Consider the following 21,151-nt stretch of genomic DNA (forward strand, 5'->3'; position numbering starts at 1 on the left):
CGATGGTGCCCCTCATACCACGCTGGGCTCCCGGTACTCGCCGAAGACGTCGCGAAGGACCTGACACATCTCGCCCATCGTGGCGTACGCCTCCACCGCGGACAGGATTGGAGACATGAGGTTGTGGGCGCTGGACGCTTCGCGCGAGGCGGCCGTGCGGAGGTCGTCGAGCGCGCGCCGCACGGCGTCCTGATCGCGCGCCCGCCGCAGCTCGTGCAGGTCCGCGATCTGCTGGGCCTCGGTCTCGGGGTCATGCCGGTGCGGCCGCAACACGACCGTGTCGCCCGCCTCGGTGTACTTGTTCTCCCCCACGCGCACGAACTCGCCGCGATCGATTCCCCGCTGGAGCCGATAGGCGTCCTGCAGGATCTGTCGCTGGACGGCTCCGGACTGGATGCACGCGGTCATGCCGCCCTGCGCCCGGATGCGCGTCAGCTCGGCGTCGATCTGGCTCTCGTAATCCTTGGTCAGGGACTCGATGAAGTACGAGCCCCCGAGCGGATCCACGGTGTTGGGGATGTTGGTCTCCTCGGCCAGTACCTGCTGCAACCGGATCGACAGCACCTGGGCGTCCTTGGCGGGGATCCCGAAGCCCTCGTCGATCGTCCGGAGGCCGATGTGCTGGGCACCGGCGAGCACGCCGATCAACGCCGACAGCGTGCAGCGCGCGGTGTTGTTGAGCGGCTGGCTCTTCGTGAGCGTCGAGCCGCCCTGCTGTGTCACGATGCGGAACTGGACGGAGTCCGGCCGCCGCGCGCCGTACTCGGTTCTGAGCTTCCGCGCCCACATCTTGCGCATCGCTCGCAGCTTGGCGATCTCGCTGAAGAAGTCGATGTGATTGTTCGAGGTGACGAAGGAGAACTTCGGCGCGATATCGTCGGCGGCGAGCCCGCGGCCCATGGCCGCCTCGAGATACGTGAACGCGTTCGCCAGCGTGATCGCCGCTTCATGCAAGCCGTTGGCGCCGGCCTCCTGGAGATGGATCCCGCAGGGGCTCACGGGCCAGTACAGCGGCACCTGTCGCACGCAGAACTCGATCGTGTCCGTCACGAGTCGGAGCGCGGCGTCCACGGGGAAGATGTAGTTCCCGCGACAGATGTATTCCTTGAGGATATCGTTCTGGACCGAGCCGCGGAGCCCGTCCAGCGGAAGGCCGCGCTTGCGTGCCAGGGCGACGTGAATCGCCAGGATCACCGCCGCCTGGGCATTGGCGACCGAGTTCACGAAGACGCCCCGGAAGTCGATCCCGTCGAACAGCACCTCCCAGTCCCTCAGCGACTTCAACGTCAGCCCCGCCAGACCGACCTCGCCGGCGGCGCGCGGGTGATCCGGGTCGTAGCCGAGCTGCGTGGGCAGGTCGTACGCCAGGCCGACCGCGGTCTGGCCGCTGGCGATGAGTTCTCTGAGCAGCTTGTTGCTTTCTCTGGCGGACGCGATTCCACCGTACTGCCGGATCAGCCACAGCTTTCGCCGGAACATCGCAGCGTCGATCCCGCGCGTGTACGGGTAGTCGCCGGGGAACCCGAGGTCCTCGAGGTAGTCGAAGCCACGCGCCTCGAGGTCAAGCGGGCTGTACACGCGCTGGATCGGCACGCCCGAGAGGTCGGCGAACGGCTTTTCGCCGCCCTCGTCGCCCGCCGGGTTCGACGCTTCCCAGAGCTGCTGGGCAGCCTTGAGGGTCTTCAAGAACTCGCGGTCGTACATGGCTCGTCTCCTTGCGGGCGACCGCTGCGATCATCGGCCGAGGATCGCGACGCAGCTCAACGCGCCCGGCCCGCCGACGTTGTGCGCCAGGCCGAGGGTCGCGTTCCGCACCTGCCGTTCCCCGGCCTTGCCCTGCAGTTGCGTCGTGAGCTCGTAGATCATCCGCATGCCGGTGGCGCCGACCGGATGGCCACAGCTGAGGAGCCCGCCACTCGGGTTGACCGGCAACCGGCCCTTCAGGTCGGCATGCCCCTCCTCCACGAACCGCCACCCCTCACCGGGCGGACAGAACCGGAGGTCCTCGCAGTTGAGGAGCTCGGTGATCGTGAAGCAGTCGTGCACCTCGGCGAAGTCGATCTCGGCCGCCGGGTCCTTGATGCCGGCCTCGCGATAGGCCTGCGCGGCGGCGTCCCTCGTCCGCGGGAAGCCCAGGAAGTCGAAGTTCGGGTCGAACACCGTGCGGAAGCTTCCCACCGACAGTCCGATGCCCTTCACGCGCACGAAGTCGTCGCGGATCGTCCGGGCGATCTCCGGCGAGGTGATGATCGCCGCGGCGGCGCCATCGGTCGTCGGGCAGGCATCCAGCACGCCGAGCGGCTTGGCGACGATCGGAGCGTTCAGGACGGCGTCGAGGTCGACGCGCTGACCGAGGTGCGCTTTCGGGTTCATGGCGCCGTTGGCATGGTTCTTGACCGAGACGAGCGCCAGGTGTCTCTTCTCGGCCTTCCGTTCATGAAGGTACCGCTGGGCGCAGAGGGCGAAGAATCCCGGCGCCGTGCGCCCCTTGATGATGAAGGGATGACCGTTCGCGACCGAGTTCGCGACCAGACTCTCCCGCGGGCCGACGTCCCGCATCTTCTCCACGCCCACCGCGAGGACGATCTCGTGCACACCCGAGGCGACGGCCAGGCACGCGTTCCGGAAGGCGTCGAGTCCCGACGCGCAATAGTTGCTGACGCGCGTGACCGGCCCGTGGAAGAAGCGCAAGGGATCGCTGAGCGACGTGCCGGCGTCGCCCTCGTAGTGGCCGCGGCCGGCGGTGCCGAGCCAGGCGGCCTGGAGGTCCGGCACGCCGAGCTTGGCATCCGCGCAGGCCTCGTCGACCGCCTCCACGATCAGCTCGAAGTAGCCCTGGTCGAAGCTCTCGCCGAACCGCGTGCAGCCGACCCCGATGACCGCCACTCGATCCTTGAGCCCCATCGCTATCCCTCCGTCGCCGCGCCGCGACCGGCCGCGCCTGCGGCCCACGCTCCGCCGTCCGCCCCGGCCGGCCGGATCTTCCAGAAGTAGTTGTGGTGCCCGAGGCCCTCGTGCAGCCGACGGAACGTCAGCCTCACCGGCTGTCCGATGGCGACGGCCTCCGGCTCGCAGTCGGTCATCTGGCCGTAGAACCGCCCGCCGCCATCCAGATCGACGCACGCCATCGCCAAGGGAGGGTTCTCGTTCAGGAAGAGATGGTCGACGGTGTAGGTGTAGATCGTGCCGCTGCGGCCGAGCGTGTGGTCGCAGAGCTTCCGGCCGCCACACGTGATGCAGGTCTGACGCCGGGGAAACTGCACCGTCCGGCAGTCGGCACAGCGGCTGCCGCAGAAGCGGATATTCTGCTTCTCCTCCCGCCAGAACAGCGCGAGCGACGACCAGGGGCGGTATTCGGCGCGCGGCAGCGCGCCGCGAAACCGCAAGAACCGTCCGTAGGCGCCGAGCTCGACCCCGCCGGTCATCTGTTCCGTGAATCGCCGCGCCACCTCCGGGCCGTGCGCTTCGATGGCGTCGGTGGCCTGAAGCACGCTCGCGTCAGCCCCGTCCCCGTAATTCGCGAGCAGGACCCGATCGCCCCCGCGCAGCCCTGACAGACCGGCCGCGAGCAACAGGGGCGCCATCGCGGTTCCCGCGTATCCGATCTGGCGGACGAGGTCGGCGCCCTCCGAACGCTCGCACTTGAGGACCTTCAGGAGTCCCCGCAGGCTCGCGCGGTCGGGCGCCGGGATGAGGACTCGCGCCACGTCCCCGAGCGTGAGCCGGTTCGTCTCGAGCACCGTGGTGATCACGCGCCGCATGATGTCGACGTACCCCTTGCGCTGGATGAAGTGCGCGTCACCGCTGCGGATCTCGGCGTCCCCGTCGCGGCGCCAGAAATCGACGAAGGAGCTATCCTCGTGGTGATGGCCGACCGGCGTCAGCACGCACTGCTCGCTGCCGAGGACCAGAGCGCCCGCGCCCGCGCCGATGGTTCGCTCGAGGGCCGACGAGGGCTCGGCGGCACGGGCGTCCGCCGCCACGACGAGCACCGTCCGGAACCGCCCCGCCGACAATCCGTCGAAAGCCGCCTGCAGCGCGAGGCTGGCGCCGCGGACGGAGTTGCAGAAGTCGACGGTGGCGACGCCCTCCCGCAGATCGCAGGCGGCGGCGACGACGGCGGAGCAGAGCTTCTCGCTGAACGGAGGCGTCGTGGACGCGAAATAGAGCGCATCGATCGCGGCCGAGTCGATCCGGCCCGCCGCGAGCGCGTCCTGCGCCGCCTCCACCGCCATCGTGATCGAATCTTCGTCGTAGTTGGCCACGGCGAGCGCGCTCGGCGCACCCTTCTCCGCGCCCCAGGCCTGCGCGAGCGTCTTGCCAGTCAACCGGTAGCGCGGGACGTACGATCCGACGGCACAGATGCCGGCCATGGCGCTTCTCTCCCTCCTCGCGTCTCGCGCGCGTGTGCGGGTCACGGGTTCCACGTCGGCTCGTTACGCGAGCGGCGCTTCTCCGTACAGCAGTCGGACGGAATCGAGCAACTGTCGCGACGGGCGCGGGAACGCCGCCCGACGGCTCACCGGCTGGCGGTTCACCCTCGCCAGGTCGACCAGCATCTCGGCGACCTTCACCGCGGCGGCCGCCGCGTCCAGGACGATCGCCCCGTCGATGGTCTTCAGCCCGCTCTCGACGACGACCTGATTCAAGCACCCGCAGGCCGGGATGAGCACCTCAGCCCCCCGCTCGAGCAGCACGTGCGCTTCGCGCGTGAACTTCTCGATCACGGGAGCGGGGTCGGCGAACCAGCGATCGACCTCCTCCAGCTTGATGTCGATGCTCTGGACGCCGGCGAGGCGATCCCGGTAGCCGTACTGGTCGACGTTCCGGAGGATGTTCGCCAGGCTCGGGCGCCAGTGCCCGATCAGGCCGAACGTGTCCCCGAGGAGCCCCGAGATGATCAGGGCGCTCTCGCCCAGGAACGTGACCGGGATGTCGAGGACCCCCTTCATCTCGAAGTACGCGGGATCGCCGAAGCAGCCGACGACGAACGCGTCGTAGCCCTCCGCCTGCGCGCGAAAGCCGTTGTCGATGATCTGCTTGGTGTTGAGGAACCGGAAATACTTGAACGTATCGAGCGAGGGCGTCATCCGCTCGACCCCATGGATGTCGATCGTCGTGCCCGGGCGGCCGATCCCGGTGACGTTCTTGATCAGCGCTCGCTCGTACGCGGCGAACGTCGGATTCTTCCCGATCGAGGAGCTGCTCTGATACCAGATCCGCATCCCGCGCCTCCTCCGCCGCGATCCCCGCGCTAGCGGGCGGCCAGTGACTTGACAGCGGGGATCACGGCCCTGCCGATGAGCTGGATCGTTCGCAAGACCTTCGCCTGCGCCATGCCCGGCCATTGCATCCGGAACAAGAAATGGTTGACGCCCAGCCGGGCGTGGAGCTCGGTGATCGCCTTGACGCAGTCCTCGGGGTCGCCCAGGATGAAGCGCTCGGTGATCAACCGGTCCATGTTGTAGTAGTCATCGACGTGCTCGCCGCTGCGCCGCTTCCAGAGGGCGTAGGCCGAGTACTTGTTGCGCAGATAGGGCTCTGCCTCGCCGAGCGCCGTCTTCCGGTGTGGGGCCACGTACGTCTCGACGATCATCCCGATCTCGGTGTCCGGGCTCTTGCCGGCCGCGACGCGCGCGGCGCAGTAGAGCTTCATCTGCCGGTCGAGATCTTGGAGCTCGTCGCTCGGGGTCATGACCCAGGCGTCGCCCAGCCGCGCCGCTCGCTCCACGGCGGCGTCCGTCTTCGCGCCGATCCAGATCGGCGGATGCGGCTTCTGGACCGGCCGCGTTCGCGTCGTGACGTTGTCGAGCTGGAAGTGCTGGCCCCGGAACGTGACGGATTCCTCGGTCCAGAGCTTCGTCATCACCGCCAGCGATTCCTCGAACCGGCTCACCCGCTCGCGCTTCCGGAGCCCGAAGGCCGCAAACTCCTCGTCCCGGTAGCCCATGCCGACGCCGAGCACGAGCTTGCCGTCGCAGATGGCGTCGAGCGTCGCGACGTGCTCGGCGAGTTCCACCGGATGGTACAGGGGCAAGATCAGCACGCCGGTGCCGAAGACCATGCCGCGACCTTCGCCGGCCAGTCGAGCCAGGAGCGCCAGCGGGTGGAGGAAGGCGTACGGGTTGGCGAGGAAATGCTGGGCGAAGAAGACGGAGTCGAAGCCGCAGTCGCGCGCGGTGGCCACCTGCTCCACGTGGTCACGGATCTTCGCGGCGAAGTTCTCCGTGGGCGCGTGCTGCGACGAGATGAAGAGCCCGTACCTCACCACCGTCCCCTGCTTCCCGTCACACGACGGTCGGCATGCGATATTCGCCGAGGACCTGCCGGAGCACCCCGCAGATCTCTCCCATGGTCGCGTAGGCTTCGACCGCCTCCAGGATCGGCTCGACGAGGTTCGGGCTCGCGGGAGCCTCGGCGGCCGCGCGGAGCCGCCGCAGCGCCCGCTGGACGCCGCCGTCGTCGCGGGTTCGCCGCAGGGCCTCCAGCCGCTCGCGACACTGCCGCGCGATGTCGGCGCTGGGCACGTAATAGGAATTCTGATTGGGGCTCCGGTAGGGGTTCTCGGCGTCGCGCCGGTAGCCGAGCAGGACCTTCCCACCCCCCTCGAGCGCGGTCTGGAAAGCGTAGGCGCTGTTGCTGATCTCCGTCGAGATGTAGCCGCTCTCGATGGCGGCCACGATGCCCCCCATCTTCTCGATGACCGCGAGCTTGTCTTCCACGCGCGACTTGATCTCGGCGGTCATCGACTCGACGTAGTAGGAGCCGCCGAGCGGGTCGATGGTGTCCATGGCGCCCGTCTCCTGGGCCACCATGCGCGCGATGCGGATCGAAATGATGCTCGCCTCCTCGCTCGGGATGCCGTACGGCTCGTCGATCGTGCGCAGACCGAGGCTCTGCACCCCCGCGAGCGCCGCCACCAGCGCGGCCAGCGTGATCCGGCCGAAGTTCAGGAGGCCTTCACCCGCGGTCAGGCAGATGCCGCCCTGGGCGCAGTGCATCTTCAGCGTCATGGATTCGGGCAGCGTCGCCCCGTATCGGGTCTTCATCAGCTCGGCCCACAACCGGCGCATCGCGCGGATCTTCGCGACCTCGCAGAGCAGGTCCCGGTGGTTGACGTACCCGAGGAAGGCGATGTTGCGCGCGAAGCGGTCGATCGGCAGCCCCCGCTGCGTGACTGCGTCGCAGTACTCGATGGCCGCCGCCAGCGCGAAGGCGACCTGCTGAACCTGATCGGCGCCGGCTTCGCCGAGGTGATAGAGCGCGATGTTGTTGGCGTAGAAGCGCGGCATCTTCTCGGTCACGTACTCGATGATGTCCGCGCTGAGCCGCACCGCCTGTCGGGGCGGGAAGATGTACTTCCCGCACGCCGTGTACTCCTTCATGACGTCGTTCTGCACGCAGCCGGTCAGCAGGTCCAGCGGGACGCCCTGCTTCCTGGCCACGGCGATGTGCATGGCCAGGATCACGGGCGCGATCGGGTTGACCACGTACGTGACGCCGATACGCCGCAGGTCGATCCCGTCGAGGAACTCTTCCATGTCGGCCAGCGAGCTGATCGTCAACCCCACCCGCCCGATCTCTCCTTCGGCCAGCGGGTGATCGATGTCATAGCCCATGTTCGTCGGCAGGTCGCAGGCGACGTGGATGCTGTCCTGGCCCTCGGCGATGAGCTTCTTGAACAGGCGGTTGGTGTCCCGGGCGGTGGCGAACCCCGCGTACTGACCGATCCCGTAGATCTTGTCCCGGTATCCCGTCACGTCGGCGCCGCGGGTGAAGGGGAACTCGCCCGGGAACCCGAGGTCGTCGCGGTAGTCGAAGCCCCGGGCGGCGAGGTCCAGGGGCGTGTAGAGCTCCTTGACCGGGATCCCGCTGTCAGTGGAAAACGCGATCGCCCGCGGCTTCGTCAACGCCTGCTCGTGCGTCTTCCGCCACGATGCAGCCTGCTGCTCGAGGTCATCGTCGCGCATCGGCCGTCCTCCCGGTGGCATCGATCGTCCGCCTCATGTAGTCGACGATGTCGTCGAGCTTGGTCTGTTGACCGAACACCGCGCTGACCCCGAGCCTGAGCAGCTCATCCACGTCCTCGGCGGGAATGAATCCACCGACCACGAGCGTGACCTCCGGCGCTCCCGCGACACGGAGCAGGTCCTGCAGCCGCGCGACGATGCGTTGATGCGCGCCTGACAGGATGCTGAGCCCGATGACCGACACGTCCTCTTCCAGCGCAATCTTCACGATCTCGTCCGGCAACCGATGCAATCCGCTGTACACGACCTCGAGGCCGGCGTCCCGCAGGGCCACCACCACCAGCTTGGCGCCCCGATCGTGCCCGTCCAGACCGGCTTTCGCGATGAGGATCCGACCGTGCCGCTCCGACATCGTCCCCCCTCCGGTGATCACCGTGCCGATCGGCGCAGGATCTTGCCCGTGTCACTCTTCGGCAGCTCGCTCACGAATTCGACCTCCGCGGGCGCTTTGTAGTGGGCGAGCCGGCCCCGGCAGTGCTCGATGAGCTCGCTCGCCGACGCCTGGGCGCCCTTCTTGAGGACGATCATCGCCCTCGGGACCTGCCCTTTCACCGGGTGCGGGACGCCGATCACGAGACACTCCTTGACCGCTGAGTGGCTGTAGAGCACGTCCTCGGTCTCCGTAGGGTATACCTTGAACCCCGACGTGATGATCAGATCGTCCTTACGGTCGACCAGGTAGAGGAAGCCCTCCTCGTCGAACTTTCCGAGGTCCCCGCTGTGCGACCAGCCGTCGCGGTAGTGCCGTGCCGTCAACGCGGGCAGTTTCCAAAAGCCGGGAGACATCGTCGGGCCGCGAAAGACGATCTCCCCGACCTCCCCTGCCGGCAGCACGCGATTGGCCTCGTCCACGACCCTGACTTCGAGCCCCGCGACGGGCAGCGGCAAGCCGATGGAGCTGTACTTCCTCGGTCCGTCGTACGGGTGGGCGGTGAGCATCGACCCCGTCATGCCGTAGGTGTTGATGACCACCGCCGCCACCCGTTCCTCGAACTCGCGGATCAGGTTCGCCGGCACCGGCGCCCCGCCCACGACGCACGTGCGCAGGCTCGTCAGGTCGTAACGCAGCAGATCGGGACAGTTCAGAATCTGGATGAACAGGGTCGGCACGCCCGCCAGGAAGGTCACGCGCTCGGACGCGATCTTCGCGAGCGCGGTCTTCGGGGCCCATTCCCGCAACACGGAGATGGCCCCGCCCTGGTAGAGCGGCAGAAACATGCCGATGTAACAGCCGAACGTGTGGAACATCGGCAACGCCGCCAGCGCCCGGTCCTCCGGGGTGACGCGGTAGGCGCGCGCGAGCGAGGTCGCGATCTCGGCCCGCACCCGATGGGAAATCGGCACGCCCTTGGGCCTTCCGGTCGTGCCGGCGGTGAAGAACAGGGAGGCGAGATCGTCGTCCCGGCAGTCGACGAGGCCGTCGGCGGCGGTCGAGGCCGCGAGGAGTCGGCCGAGGTTGTAGGTGCCATAGACGTCCCGGTCGCCCGTGGTGATGATCCACTCGAGCTGGGGCAGGTCCCACCAGAGGTGATCGATCTTGTCGAGAAAGTCCGGGTCGGCCAGCAGCGCGCGGACCTGGCCGCTCTTCAGGACATAGTCGATCGTCGACTCGTCGTGCCGCTTGTTGATGCCGACGACCGTCGCGCCCATGCGCTGCACGGCGAAATGGCCGATGACGAACTCCAGCGAGTTGTCGAGCGCCAGGCCCACCCGGTCGTGGCGGCGCACCCCGAGCTGCGTGAGGGCGTCGATCAGCCTGTTACTGGCGGTGAGCAGGGCCGCGTAGGTGACGGTTCGATCGCCGTCGGTCACGGCGATCTTCGCCGGCGAGCCGGCGGCGTGGCGATCCAGACAGTCGGCGACGTTCATCGGTCGAGTGTCTCGTCGGGCTGGGCGACCTCGTATGCCCGGCCCAGGTACGCCTTGATCACTTCCTCGTTCCGGCTGATCTCGGCCGGCGTTCCTTCGGCGAGCTTGCACCCGAAGTTCAGGACCACGATGCGCGGACAGAAGCTCATCACGGCGTGCAGGACATGCTCGACCACCAGGATCGCGGTCCCGGTCCTCGCGTGAACGGTTCGGAGAATCGAGAGCAGCTCGTCGACCTCCGCCGGGAGCAACCCCGCCATCACCTCGTCCAGGAGCAGCAACGAGGGCTTCGTCGCCAGCGCCTTGGCCAGCTCGAGCCGTTTCCGCTCCGGCGTGGTCAGGTCCCGTCCGAACCTGCCGCTCTTGTCGCCGAGGTGAAGCAGATCGAGCACCTCGGCGGCGAACGCCCGGGCGTCCTCGATCGTCGCCAGATGGTTCAGCGCTCCGGCCGCCGCCATTTCGGCGACGGTCAGCCCGTTGAACGGCCGCGTGATCTGGAACGTGCGGGCGATCCCCCGCTTGCAGATCTCGTGCGGGCTGAGCCGCGTGATGTCGGCGCCATTCCAGGTGACCCGGCCCGAGTCGGCATGGAAGAAGCCGCCGATCAGGTTGAAGACCGTCGTCTTGCCGGCGCCGTTCGGTCCGATGAGGCCGACGACCTCCCCCGGACGAATCGTCATGCTGACGTCCGTCACGGCCTTGATGCCGCCGAAGCTCTTCGTCAGCCGGGTCAATTCGAGCACAGGAGATCCCTCAGGCTAACCCCTGGACCACCTCGGCCGCGGCCAGACCAGCTCGACCGTCTTGATCGACTCGGGATAGACCGGGCGATGCTTGCCGCCACGAACCTGGGTGATGATGACGTCGGCACCGATATTGAGCCCCTGGTCGTTGAACTGGAGCGGCGTCGGCAAGACCCAGTACCGCTCGCCGGGGTTGAGCCGCAGGTTCCGGATCGCGTCCCGGATCTTGTCCCGGTCGGTGGACGCGGCCGCTTCCACGGCGCCCCAGATGACGCCGATCGTCCAGTACCCGATCCCGGCAACGGTATCCATTTCCCGCCCCGTCGCCGTCTTGAAACGCTTCACGAGGTCGGCCGCGACCTTGGCCTCCGGATTGAAGTCGGTGCCCCCCAGCATGTATTCGGCGTCCTGCTTGAGGTTGTCGACCGCAGTCCGGTCAACGGCACCCCCGAGGATCCCGATGTAGTTCGGGTTGAAATCGAGCGACTTCATGTCCTTGACGAAGATGACCGTATCGGCAGGCTTGCCATGGTGGAAGATCGTGTCGACGCCGGCTTGCTTGCACGACGTGAGTGGCGCGCTGAAATCCCTGGCCGTCGCGGCCGAGTAGCGGACATAGTCGACCACGTTGAACCCGACTTCCTTGGCGCGCGCCAGGGCGTTCTCGCCGATCTGCGTCCCGGCCGTGTCGTCCTGCACGATGATCGCGACCTTCGTCGGCATCACGCCGGTCTTCTGTCCGGCCCACTTGCTGAAGTCCACGGATTTTCTCGCCAGCTGGATCGCCGTCGGCCGGAGCATGAAAACGTACTTGAATCCCCGCTGGACGATCTGAGGCGAGCTATCCCCGCCGTCGACGAACGGCACTCGAAGGCGCTCGGCGATGCTGGCGGCCGTGACCGCGACGCTGCTGGTCACGCACCCCGTGAGGACCTGGACCTTCTGCTGTGCCAGCTTCTCTGTCCGCGCCGCCCCGATGTCGGGCTTGCTCTCGTGATCCTCGACGACGAGCTTGAGCCTCGCGCCCCCGAGCGACTTCACTCCGCCCGCCGCGTTGATCTCGTTGACGGCGAGCTGCATGGTCTCGGCCGCGCCCTTCCCCCATTGCGCCGTGATGCCCGTCAGGCCGACCACCGCACCGATAACGACCTCCCCGGCCGCTGCGGCAGCCGGCGCGACCTCGACCCACCTGGAGGCGCTCGACACCAGCGGCAGGCCGGCCACCCCTGAGGCGACCCTCATGAACGACCGGCGCGTGATCCTGCCGGAGCTCCGATCGGGTTGACGAGAACGGGCGTGGTCGAGTTTACCGTGGCGCATTGGCGTTATCTCCTCTTGTTCGTCGATCCGGGCACGTGATATCCGGCGCCGGCATGACCTGGCGGCCGATCAGGCGGATCGTCCTGAGGACCTTGTCTCGCTCCCACATGCGCGGCGACCTTGGCGACGGGAGAGTCTGCCGCGAAATGCTGCGGCGACACGAACAGGCCGGATTTCATCTCGGCGCCCCGGGCCGACGCGCCTGTGCCCTCACGGGCGCGCCGGCGGCCACTGGATGCCGTACGCGTCGAGCCGGCGCAGCCGGTCCTGACCGACGTAGCGGTCGTACACCTCGCCGAGCGCCTCGGGCGTCCAGGGCTCGCTCCGGGAGACCGTCCGCAGGGCCGCGGGATGGGACCACACGCTGACCTCATTGCCAGCCACGTGGATGACCTGTCCCGTCACGTGGGCGGCGAGATCGCTCGCGAGGAAGGCGACGACGACCGCGACGGCTTCCGGCGGCGCGGCCACCTGCGCCCGCCGGCTCTCGGAGAGGCGCGCGGTCATCCGTGTGTCCGCCGCGGGCGAGATGCAGTTGACTGTCACCCCGTACTTCGCCATCGCGATCGCCGTCGAGCGCGTGAGGCCGAGGATCCCGCCCTTCGCGGCGGCGTAGTTCGGCTGGGCGGGGCTGCCCTCGAGGCCGGCGGTGGAGGTGAACGTGATGATCCGCCCGTTGCGCTTCTCCCGCATGTGGCGCGTGGCCGCGCGCATCACGGTGAAGTGGCCCTTGAGGTGGACCGCGATGACGCTGTCCCACTCCTCCTCGGTCATGTTGAAGATCATCCGCTCCCGGAGGATCCCGGCGCAGCAGACGAGGATGTGCAGGTCGCCGAACGTCGTGAGCGCGGCGTCCACGACCGCCTGCCCGCCCGCCAGGGTGGCGACGCTCTCGACGCTCGCCACCGCCCGGCCCCCCGCCGCCTCGATCTCCTTCACGACGGCCTGGGCCGGTCCCGACGACGGCTCCCGGCCGTCGACCGTGACACCATAGTCGTTCACCACCACCTTCGCCCCGGCAGCGGCGAGCCCGAGCGCCACCGCGCGACCGATGCCGTTGCCCGCCCCTGTCACGCCCGCGACCTTCCCGTCGAGCAGCCCCACGTGCCCCCCTCCCGATGTTTGCGTATGGCGCGCCAGCCGCCTCAGACTGGCGTCGCGACCAGGATCGCCATCGCCTCGACCCCGCGCGCGCCGTGCCCGCGAGGCAGCACGATCGATGGGTTTCGCCCCGCCTCCACGAAACGCTCGATGATCGGCTGCGGGTTCGTGAACGCCTCACCGAGGGCCGGCAGCTTCCGGAGCTCGGTGAGGCCGGGATCGTCCCAGCACTTCAGCGTCGCCAGGGCTTAGCCGACCGCGTCCGGCAGGCTGGACTGAGCGACGGGGACGGTCTCCGGGTAGCGAGCCGCTCTCGCCAACCAGAAAGCAGGCACACCGCGGCAAGTGATCCTGTCCCAGGAAGACCCCCTCGTCCAGTGAAACGTTCTGCATGAAATGGTAAGATCTGCTTAATGATAGACGTCGCGCTCTTCCCCGCCCTCGAGACCCTGCTTGCGGTGTCCAGCACGGGCTCGGTGGGGGCGGCGGCGCGCCAGCGTCACGTCACCTCCTCCGCGGTGAGCCAGCAGATCCGCCGGCTCGAGAATCATTTCGGTATGAAGCTCTTCGAGCGCGCCGGGCGCGGCGTCCGCCTCACCGCCGCCGGCGAGACGGCGCTGCCGGTCGTGCGCGAGCTGTGGGGTGTGGCGGAGTCCGTTTTCGCCCGCCTCGCCGAGCTGGCCGGTCGTCCCGCCACCACGCTCCGCATGGCGGCCAGCGACTACCTGGGCAAGGGTCTCCTGGCACCGGTGCTCCGCGACCTGCTGGACGAGGCGCCGCCGCTGCGCTTCGAGATCGTCACCACCCACTCGCGCGCAGGCGTGCGCTTGGTCCAGAGCGGCGACGTGGACCTCGCCGTGGTCACGGGCCAGGAGACCCCGCGCGGCCTCGAGGACCGGCACCTCTTCGACCAGCCCTTCGTCTGGGTGGGCCCCCGGCGCGGGCGCCGCGGCCAGGCGCGGCTGACGGAGCGGCTGCGCCAAGAGCCCGTCCTGCGCCTGGCCGCGGAGAGCCGCAGCCGCGTGCTGCTCGACCAGTATCTCGCCGACCAGCGTATCCGCCCGGTGTCGACCATCGACGTGCCGAGCGTCTCGCTGCTGCTCTCGTATGTCTCAGGCGGGCTGGGCATCGGGCTCGTTCCCGCCCTTGCCCTCGCCGGGGCGCCCCCGGACCGCATTGTGAGTGAGCCCGCGCGGGTCCCGTCACTGCCCGTCACTCTGGTCTGGCGTCCGGCCACCCGCCGCCAGCCCGCCCTCACGCGCCTCGCCGCCCTCCTCGTCGCCGCCGGCGGCCGGGCGGGCGCGCGGCTGACCCGAGCGCGGGCGGGGCGGACCCGATCTGCCGACCATCCGGCGTCACCGCCGGCGGCGAGAGGAGCCTCACGTCGGCGATCGTCGGGCGGAGGTCGGTCGTGCCATGGTTCTCGCTGACGCCTGGGCGTCGATCATGGGGTGGTGGAGGACTCGCGACCGTGGCCCACTCACCTCCTGCGGGGAGGCGATGGCGCTCCGGGATCTCGGGGCCGACTCGTGACTCCCGATCCCCCGAGCCGCGCCAGTAGCCGTCGCGCCGCATCCGACGTTGCCCAGCGGGGGGCGAGCGCGAGCGATTGATCGAGGTATCGACGAGCGGCCTCGCGGTCCTTGAGCTTCGCCGCGATGGCGCCGGCACGGTAGAGCATGCCCGCCTCGCGGATGCCCACGGCCAATGCCTGCTCGATCTCCCGGCGCGCCTCGGCGTGACGGCCGTTGAGGGACAGCGCCCAGGCATATGCGTCGCGCGTATGGACGTCGCGGCGGCGAGCGATCTCCTTCTCGGCGACGGTGAGCGCGTCTCCCGGCCGCCGGGCGACGTCGGCATAGTAGAAGACCAGCTCGCGGTTGGCGTTGTCCCAGCCGTCCATCTCGGCCCGTGCCTTGCGCTCGAACTCGGCGAAGGCCCGGGCCGCCGCCTGGCGCTCGCCCCCCTGTCGCAGCGCCATGCCGAGCGCGAACAGGTGTTCCGGATAGGGCGCCCGCTCGTAGCGGCGCCGTTCCAGCCCCACCGCCTCGCGATGCCGGCCCTGCGCGGACCGCACCCGTGCCAGCTGGCCGAGCGCGTAGTGATAGTCCGGAAACCGTGCCAGGGCCTGCCCGAGCAGGCTATCGGCGACGTCCACCTTGCCCTGCATGAGCTGCAGGTGAGCCATCTGGGTCAGGATCCAGGCCTGCTCCTCCACCTCGGTGGGCGGCGTCCGGCCGTAGGCCATCTGCATGAGGTCCAGCGCGCCCTCGATGTCGCCGAAGAGCTCTCGCAGATAGGCGGCTCGCGTCAGTCCGGCGATATTGCCCGGTCGCAGGTTCAAGAGCCACTGGGCCGCCTCTTCGGCTTCGGCGTAGTTGCCCAGCTCGACATTGGCGTCGACCAGGAAGCCATAGGTCATGAGGTCGTCGGGGACCTTCCGGTTGAGCCGTTGGGCCAGCTCGAGAGCCTGCGCGAACTCGTGCTTGCCAAGGCGCACCCAGATACGCGTGCGCTCGGCGGCCAGGTTTCCCGGGGCGACCTCCAGCGAGCGGGCGATGGCGGCGTCGGCCCGGTCGTAGTAGGTGGGATCGGCGGTTTCCCTCGCGCGGCGGGCAAGGGCCAGGGCCAGGTCGGCGTGGGCCTCGGCGCGCTCGGGCGCGGCCTGGATCACTCTCTCCGCCGCGGCGATCTTCTGCTGGGCGGGGGACAGGCTCTCGGCGGAGGCCGTGGCGACGCCCAGGCACGCGACCCCGGTGGCCAGCAGCCGCCGGACCACCGGGATCGCGTGCATGACACTCGCCCTACGGCGCGCAGGCGGCACCCAAACCTGCGGTGCAACCCGCCTCGCCCGGGTCGATGTGCCGCCGGCTCCGACCGCTCGGAGCGTCGGCCAGGTACGGGAAGTCGGTACGGTAGGGCGCGTCGTTGACGTTGACGCCGTCGCCCAGCCGCCCGCCGATGTTCGGGTCGAAGCCAGGGAACGGCGCGGCGAGCACCCCGCCGACGACCAGCCGGAGGGTGATGTCGGTCACGTCGTCGAACACCCGCCGGCCGTTGGGGAAGCCGGCGGGGTCTCCCCCGAGCAGACCGAGGCGGCTGGCGACGGGACTACCGGGCGGGGTCGGCGCCACGCCGGTATTCAGTCTCAGCACGTCGGCGATGGGGCCCGGGGGGGTCCCCGTCGCGGCGATCGGCGGGGCATAGGTCACCACCGGCAAGAGGTCCAAGCGCGGCGGAACAGGGATGGCGACCGCGCCACCGGTGAGCGCGTTCACGACCCGGGCGATCGCCGGATCCAGGAAGAAGGAGGCGAACTGGGAGTCGTTCTTCGGCTGGTCCATGCTGAAGCGGTCCTTGGACCCCGTTCCCACGAGCAATTCGTTGATGAGCGGATTGCCCATGCGCTGCACCTGGAAGAAGGTCCCCGAGCTCGCCGGGGGCAGCGGCGAGCGCCGGACCGTGGTCCGGGGGCGCGAGGTGGTGGCCCACACGCCGATGGTGGCCGCCGTCGAGGTGGCGGCTTCCACGGCGCCGGTCCGGGTCAGCAGCGACACCGGCACCTCGATGGCGATGGAGTTGACCGCATACCCGGAGACGGTGTCAGCGGCGAAGTTCTGCACGGCCGCGTCGTCGGACACGCTCAGGATCGGCGGAGCCTTGCTGGTGTTGAAGGTATCGAACGCCCCGCCCAGGTCGATCCAGAAGGCATCGTCGGTGGTGCCCGCGAACACCTTCACGTTGGGCGTGGTCGTCGTGTGGATGCCGGCGTTGAAGAGCGCGGTGTAGTCCATGGTTCTCGGGCCGACGTTGGCGGGCACGGCGAAGAACGGCCCGCCTGCCGCCCTGGTGATCGGGGTGGCCACACCGCCCTTCACCATGGTGACCGTGTACCGCTGCCGCTGCCCGAGACCGACGTCGTCGAACGAATCGATCCTCGGCGGCACGATCAGGGTCCCGGGCGGCACCGGCGGCGGCGAGTTACCCGGGGCCACGGCTCCGCCGCCCACGCCCGCGTAGCCCTGGAACAGGTTCGGCAGGCGCTGCTCGGTGGTGAAGCGGAACTGGAAGACGATGTCCTCGACCGCGTCGTTGTTGTTGTCGATCTTGATCTCGTAGAGGATGTCAGGGTCGAACGGGAACCAGTTGGGGCCGTTGGCGGGCTCGAGCAGCGGGTCGACGCTCATGATGAGCGTCACTCGCGGGGCGCTGGAGCTGCCCCCGTAGCTGCGGAATGCGAAGACATCGCTGATGTCGGCCTTGTGATCGAGCGCCGTGATCGGCGCCTCACGGTGGTTCGCCGCATCGGCGAGCGGCGAGGAGGCGACGGCTGCGACGAGAACGAGGATGACGAGTCTCGCTGTCATGAATCTCATGGGACCCCTCCTTGGCTCGACGCTGAAGAGACGATGGAGCGCGGTCTCGTCCCGCCGGAGAATGCGAGGGAAGCCGGCCGATGTCAGACGCGCGATCGAACGGACCGGGCCCGCCAACCGAGCCACCCGGCCAGCCCGGCGCCGACCATCAGGATGGCCGGCGGCCCGGCCACGGGGGTGGGTGTGGGCGCGCGCGCCGTCGCGACGTGGAGCTCTCCCAGCGAGGGGCCGAGCGACGCGTTTCCGGCGACGCCGCCATCGACGACCAGCTCGACGAAGACATCGAAGAAACTGACCGGCGGAGCGAAGGTGGCGCTCTCTTCCAGGTCACTCAGGCCCTCGATGGCGAACGGGATCAGCGTGACCGGGGTCCCGGCGCAGCCCACGGACGGAGAGGAGAAGACCGCCCCGAGGCACTTGCTCTCGACTATCGTGATCGCCCCATCGCCGGCGACGAGGGCAGACGAGTCGAGCGCGATGCTGTTGCCGATGAACGAGTCACCACTGGCGGGAGTAGCCTGGAAGCCGAGAAACAGCTCCAGCAGGCTGGCGGGGCCTGCGGCGATGGGACTGCCGGCGAAGAGGAAGCCTGGGCCGCCCGGCCCCGTCACCGGCGTCAGCGACACGGACGCCGACGGGATCTGGGTCGTCCCCGGGCTTGGCGGCGTCACCTCCGAGAAGCTGAAGAAGGTCACATCCTCGACCGTGCACCCGGTCGCGCCCAGGCCGATGTAGTCCACGAGTGTCCCGGGTGTGCACGGAGCCGCGAACGCGGGTGCTCCGAAAGCCAACTGTGCCAGAACGAGGAGTAGACAGGCATGTCGGATCATGACTTCTCCTCTGCCGACAGTGACGGCACGTCGTGATCAACCGAGGTGTGGCAGCACCGGTGACGTCGCACGGGAAGCCTTACCGGTGGCCCCTACCATGCCGCAGTGCCGATAGCTGCGATATCCGTGCCATTCCCGGTTCCGACGAGAATACAGCATGTCCCGTTCAGGTTCCCGGAGGCGGAGTACCGAACTGTAAACTATTCCGACAGGGGTCGGCCGGTGGTTACACTGCGAGCAGCCGCGCCGCGGCCACGGCGTCCAGGAGGAGGGCCATGATCTGTCCGACACCGACCTTCCCATGCAACGCTACTTCCGCGACGCGCGCCTCTACGTCTTCGCTCCCCTCACCAACGACATGGTGAGTAACTACCTCGGCGAGCGCTGGCTGGGCCTGCCCCGCTCCTTCTGAGCCGCTGCGCGCTCGTGGGGGGGCCACGGCGAGGAGTCACGGCGAGGAGAAGGTCCGTGGCCCTGAGAGCGGGCTCAGGCCGGCCTCGAGCGGCGCGGGGGGGCAGGACGCCACGCGAGGATGAAGAAGACGGAGCCTGCGGCGGCCAGCGCCGCCAGAACCCGGAAGCCCGCCTCGTAGCTGCCTGTCCGGTCGGCCAGGACGCCGGCGATCAGCGGGCCACCGATCATCCCCAGCATCACGATCATGGAGGAGAGCCCCGAGATCATGCCGAAGGAGCCGCTGCCGAAGTAGTCCGCGCGGATGGCGGCCATGAGCGGGCCGCGGATCCCCCAGGCCATGCCGTGGAGCATCGCGAAGCCGAGCACCATCCAGAAGGCGTTGGCCGAGGCGAGCAGGAGCAGCGCGGCGGCGTGGCCTGCCATGCACACCACGATGATGGTGCGCTTGCTGAAACGGTCGCCGGCCCAGCCGCCGCCCAGCTGGCCCAGCACCTGCATGGCCGTCATGATCGCGATGACGGCCGTGCCCTGGCGCAGGGAGTAGCCCAGGCGCTCGGTCAGGTGCACCACCAGGTGGACCAGCACCGCCGAGACCACCAGGAGGGCCGAGCCGTGGCCCAGGGAGATGAGCCAGAAGGCCGGCGTGCGCATGGCCTCGCGCGGGGTGAACTCCGCGGGACTCGCGTGGGCGACGCCGTGCCCGGTCGATCGCGCGCTCACGGCCGCCGCCGACGCTGCCTCGGGAGCGTCGCCGTCGGGATGGAGGCCGTAGAGTTCCGGGCGGTGCCGCACGAGCTGGGCGATGGGCAGACCCAGGAGCAGGATCACGACGCCCGACCCGGCTGCCGTCCACCGCCAGCCATGGCGCGCCAGCGACAGCGCCACGAGCTGGGTGAGGATTCCCCCCACCGCCATGCCCGTGGCGCTGATGCCCAGCGCCAGCGCCCGCCGCCGCCTGAACCAGGAGACGATGGCGACGCTGATGGGGAGATAGCCGCCGAGGCTCGACCCGAGCGCCACCAGGAAGAAGGTGACGAAGAAGCCGAGCGGCGAGGCGATCTGGCTGAACAGGATGAAGCCCAGGCCGAAGACGACCACGCCGACACGGATGAGGGCCCTCGGGCCGAAGCGATCGGTGAGCCAGCCCTGGATGGGGCCGAGGATGCCGCTCTCCATCCGCGCCATGGAGAAGGCGGCGGAGAGCATGGTCTTGCTCCAGCCGAACTCCTCGCGCAGGAGGACCACGTAGGCCCCGTAGGCGTGGAAGACGAGGGCGCCGATGAGGGCCTCGAGGCCAAACCCGGCGGCGACGATCCACCAGCCGTAGAAGATCCGGTCGCGCGGGCGTGGGATCATGGGGGCAAGAGGAGCCGCGCCACTATAGCACGCTCGTGCCGCCTTGCTCTCTCCGGCGAGATGGCGCGGCTGTCGCTCCGCACGGTGCCGGAGATGGACGCGACGGAGGCCGGGCGCCTGCTCGTCAGGCGCCTCACCTCGAGGCCTCCCCGCGGCGCGCGGGTCACCGCGCGCATGACGGGGTCGGCGCCCTGGTGGAGCACCGACCCCGAGGGGCCGGCCTTCGAGGCAGCGCGCCGCGCCCTCCGGGCCGGCTTCGGCAAGGAAGCCGCCATGATCGGTTCTGGCGGCACCATCGGCTTCGTCGAACCGTTTGCGCGGCTGCTCGAGGGCGCGCCGTGCCTGCTCACGGGCGTCGCCGATCCGGCGTGCCACGCCCACTCGGAGAACGAGAGCCTCCACCTGGGGGACTGGCTCAAGGCCATGCGCGCGGCAGTGCATCTCTACGACGAGCTGTCGCGCGTGCCCCTGCGCCCGCGCCGCTGACGGCGGGCGAGTGCTGCCGGTGAACGGCGCCGTGGTGAGGCGGCGGGTGCCGATCGAAGAGGCCGCTTGACGCTGCTTCGCCGCTGGGTTAAGCATGTGGCCTGCCCCGCCCGCCCCGGGGGCCGGCGGGCGCGCCCAGCTCACGTCCCAGACCGAGGGAGATCCCAACGATGAAGCGTGCCGTCGAGTTCCCCAGCGAGAACCCGCGAGAGCTGATCCGGGCCGACCTGTTCACGCCGGACGAGGGGAAAGGCCCGTGGCCGGTGATCGTCATGGGCGGCGGATGGTGCTACGTGAAGGAGCTCATCATGCCGGAGTACGCGCAGTTCTTCCTGCGCGAAGGCCTCGCGGCCCTGATCTTCGACTACCGATGCCTCGGGGCCAGCGACGGGGAGCCACGGCAGCACCTCGACCCCTGGAAGCAGATCGCCGACTACCGCTCGGCGGTGGACGCGCTGAGCTACCTCGACGAGTACGAGGGCGTCATCGACCGCGAGCGCATCGGCGTCTGGGGAATCTCCTACAGCGGCGGGCATGCCCTCGTCGTCGGCGCCCTCGATCCCCGCGTGAAGTGCGTCGTGTCGCACATCCCCATCATCGAGGGCTGGTACAACTCCATGCGCGCC

Annotated in this window: 18 protein-coding genes and 1 pseudogene; 4 read left to right on the forward strand and 15 right to left on the reverse strand. The window is 69.1% G+C overall.

Annotated elements, in window-relative coordinates; all coding sequences use genetic code 11:
• Positions 1 to 12 precede the first annotated feature (12 nt).
• The 11 genes from HYV93_19855 to HYV93_19905 all read right to left on the reverse strand — a co-directional run bounded on the left by HYV93_19855 (position 13) and on the right by HYV93_19905 (position 13,066).
• Positions 13 to 1,704 (reverse strand): methylmalonyl-CoA mutase, encoded by a 1,692-nt coding sequence (locus HYV93_19855; GenBank protein ID MBI2528220.1) that lies wholly within the window; start codon positions 1,702 to 1,704, stop codon positions 13 to 15.
• Between the two features lie 30 nt (positions 1,705 to 1,734).
• Entirely contained in the window at positions 1,735 to 2,904 is a 1,170-nt protein-coding gene (locus tag HYV93_19860) for an acetyl-CoA acetyltransferase (GenBank protein MBI2528221.1), read from the reverse strand.
• 2 nt (positions 2,905 to 2,906) lie between these two features.
• Positions 2,907 to 4,373, reverse strand: coding sequence for an OB-fold domain-containing protein (locus tag HYV93_19865; protein MBI2528222.1), 1,467 nt, complete (start codon positions 4,371 to 4,373; stop codon positions 2,907 to 2,909).
• A 63-nt stretch (positions 4,374 to 4,436) separates the two neighbouring features.
• Positions 4,437 to 5,225 (reverse strand): hypothetical protein, encoded by a 789-nt coding sequence (locus tag HYV93_19870; GenBank protein MBI2528223.1) that lies wholly within the window; start codon positions 5,223 to 5,225, stop codon positions 4,437 to 4,439.
• A gap of 29 nt (positions 5,226 to 5,254) precedes the next feature.
• Positions 5,255 to 6,268 (reverse strand): LLM class flavin-dependent oxidoreductase, encoded by a 1,014-nt coding sequence (locus HYV93_19875; GenBank protein ID MBI2528224.1) that lies wholly within the window; start codon positions 6,266 to 6,268, stop codon positions 5,255 to 5,257.
• A gap of 19 nt (positions 6,269 to 6,287) precedes the next feature.
• Complete coding sequence (locus tag HYV93_19880; protein MBI2528225.1) at positions 6,288 to 7,970, reverse strand: methylmalonyl-CoA mutase; 1,683 nt, start codon at positions 7,968 to 7,970, stop codon at positions 6,288 to 6,290.
• Positions 7,957 to 8,382, reverse strand: a complete 426-nt coding sequence (locus tag HYV93_19885; protein MBI2528226.1) for a cobalamin B12-binding domain-containing protein — start codon at positions 8,380 to 8,382, stop codon at positions 7,957 to 7,959. The genes HYV93_19880 and HYV93_19885 overlap by 14 nt, the downstream gene beginning before the upstream one ends.
• A gap of 17 nt (positions 8,383 to 8,399) precedes the next feature.
• On the reverse strand, positions 8,400 to 9,899 hold the full coding sequence (locus HYV93_19890) for an AMP-binding protein (GenBank protein MBI2528227.1): 1,500 nt from the start codon (positions 9,897 to 9,899) through the stop codon (positions 8,400 to 8,402).
• Positions 9,896 to 10,579 (reverse strand): ABC transporter ATP-binding protein, encoded by a 684-nt coding sequence (locus HYV93_19895; protein MBI2528228.1) that lies wholly within the window; start codon positions 10,577 to 10,579, stop codon positions 9,896 to 9,898. The genes HYV93_19890 and HYV93_19895 overlap by 4 nt, the downstream gene beginning before the upstream one ends.
• A 78-nt stretch (positions 10,580 to 10,657) precedes the next feature.
• Entirely contained in the window at positions 10,658 to 11,884 is a 1,227-nt protein-coding gene (locus HYV93_19900) for an ABC transporter substrate-binding protein (protein ID MBI2528229.1), read from the reverse strand.
• Between the two features lie 288 nt (positions 11,885 to 12,172).
• Positions 12,173 to 13,066, reverse strand: a complete 894-nt coding sequence (locus HYV93_19905; protein ID MBI2528230.1) for an SDR family NAD(P)-dependent oxidoreductase — start codon at positions 13,064 to 13,066, stop codon at positions 12,173 to 12,175.
• Positions 13,067 to 13,479: 413 nt separating this feature from the next.
• Here HYV93_19905 and HYV93_19910 point away from each other — a divergent pair, with 413 nt between their 5' ends.
• Positions 13,480 to 14,493: a LysR family transcriptional regulator gene (locus HYV93_19910; protein MBI2528231.1), complete on the forward strand. Its 1,014-nt coding sequence runs from the start codon at positions 13,480 to 13,482 to the stop codon at positions 14,491 to 14,493.
• 50 nt (positions 14,494 to 14,543) lie between these two features.
• Here HYV93_19910 and HYV93_19915 read toward each other — a convergent pair whose 3' ends face one another.
• The 3 genes from HYV93_19915 to HYV93_19925 all read right to left on the reverse strand — a co-directional run bounded on the left by HYV93_19915 (position 14,544) and on the right by HYV93_19925 (position 18,179).
• On the reverse strand, positions 14,544 to 15,857 hold the full coding sequence (locus tag HYV93_19915) for a hypothetical protein (GenBank protein ID MBI2528232.1): 1,314 nt from the start codon (positions 15,855 to 15,857) through the stop codon (positions 14,544 to 14,546).
• Positions 15,858 to 15,867: 10 nt separating this feature from the next.
• Positions 15,868 to 17,430: a DUF4331 domain-containing protein gene (locus tag HYV93_19920; GenBank protein ID MBI2528233.1), complete on the reverse strand. Its 1,563-nt coding sequence runs from the start codon at positions 17,428 to 17,430 to the stop codon at positions 15,868 to 15,870.
• Positions 17,431 to 17,522: 92 nt separating this feature from the next.
• Complete coding sequence (locus tag HYV93_19925; GenBank protein MBI2528234.1) at positions 17,523 to 18,179, reverse strand: hypothetical protein; 657 nt, start codon at positions 18,177 to 18,179, stop codon at positions 17,523 to 17,525.
• A gap of 388 nt (positions 18,180 to 18,567) precedes the next feature.
• Between HYV93_19925 and HYV93_19930 the strand changes: the two are divergent.
• Positions 18,568 to 18,681, forward strand: a pseudogene (locus HYV93_19930) (acyl-CoA/acyl-ACP dehydrogenase).
• Between the two features lie 74 nt (positions 18,682 to 18,755).
• On the opposite strand, the gene HYV93_19935 reads toward HYV93_19930, so the two are convergent.
• A complete protein-coding gene (locus HYV93_19935; protein ID MBI2528235.1) occupies positions 18,756 to 20,039 on the reverse strand; it encodes an MFS transporter in 1,284 nt (427 codons plus the stop codon).
• A 60-nt stretch (positions 20,040 to 20,099) separates the two neighbouring features.
• On the opposite strand from HYV93_19935, the gene HYV93_19940 reads away from it, so the two are divergent.
• Together HYV93_19940 and HYV93_19945 are read left to right on the forward strand one after the other, a co-directional pair.
• Positions 20,100 to 20,525, forward strand: coding sequence for a hypothetical protein (locus HYV93_19940; GenBank protein ID MBI2528236.1), 426 nt, complete (start codon positions 20,100 to 20,102; stop codon positions 20,523 to 20,525).
• 170 nt (positions 20,526 to 20,695) lie between these two features.
• Positions 20,696 to 21,151, forward strand: a 456-nt coding sequence (locus HYV93_19945; protein ID MBI2528237.1) for an acetylxylan esterase, incomplete at its 3' end; no start/stop codon positions are given.

It is taken from the genome of Candidatus Rokuibacteriota bacterium (assembly GCA_016188005.1).
In the GTDB taxonomy this organism is placed as follows: domain Bacteria; phylum Methylomirabilota; class Methylomirabilia; order Rokubacteriales; family CSP1-6; genus UBA12499.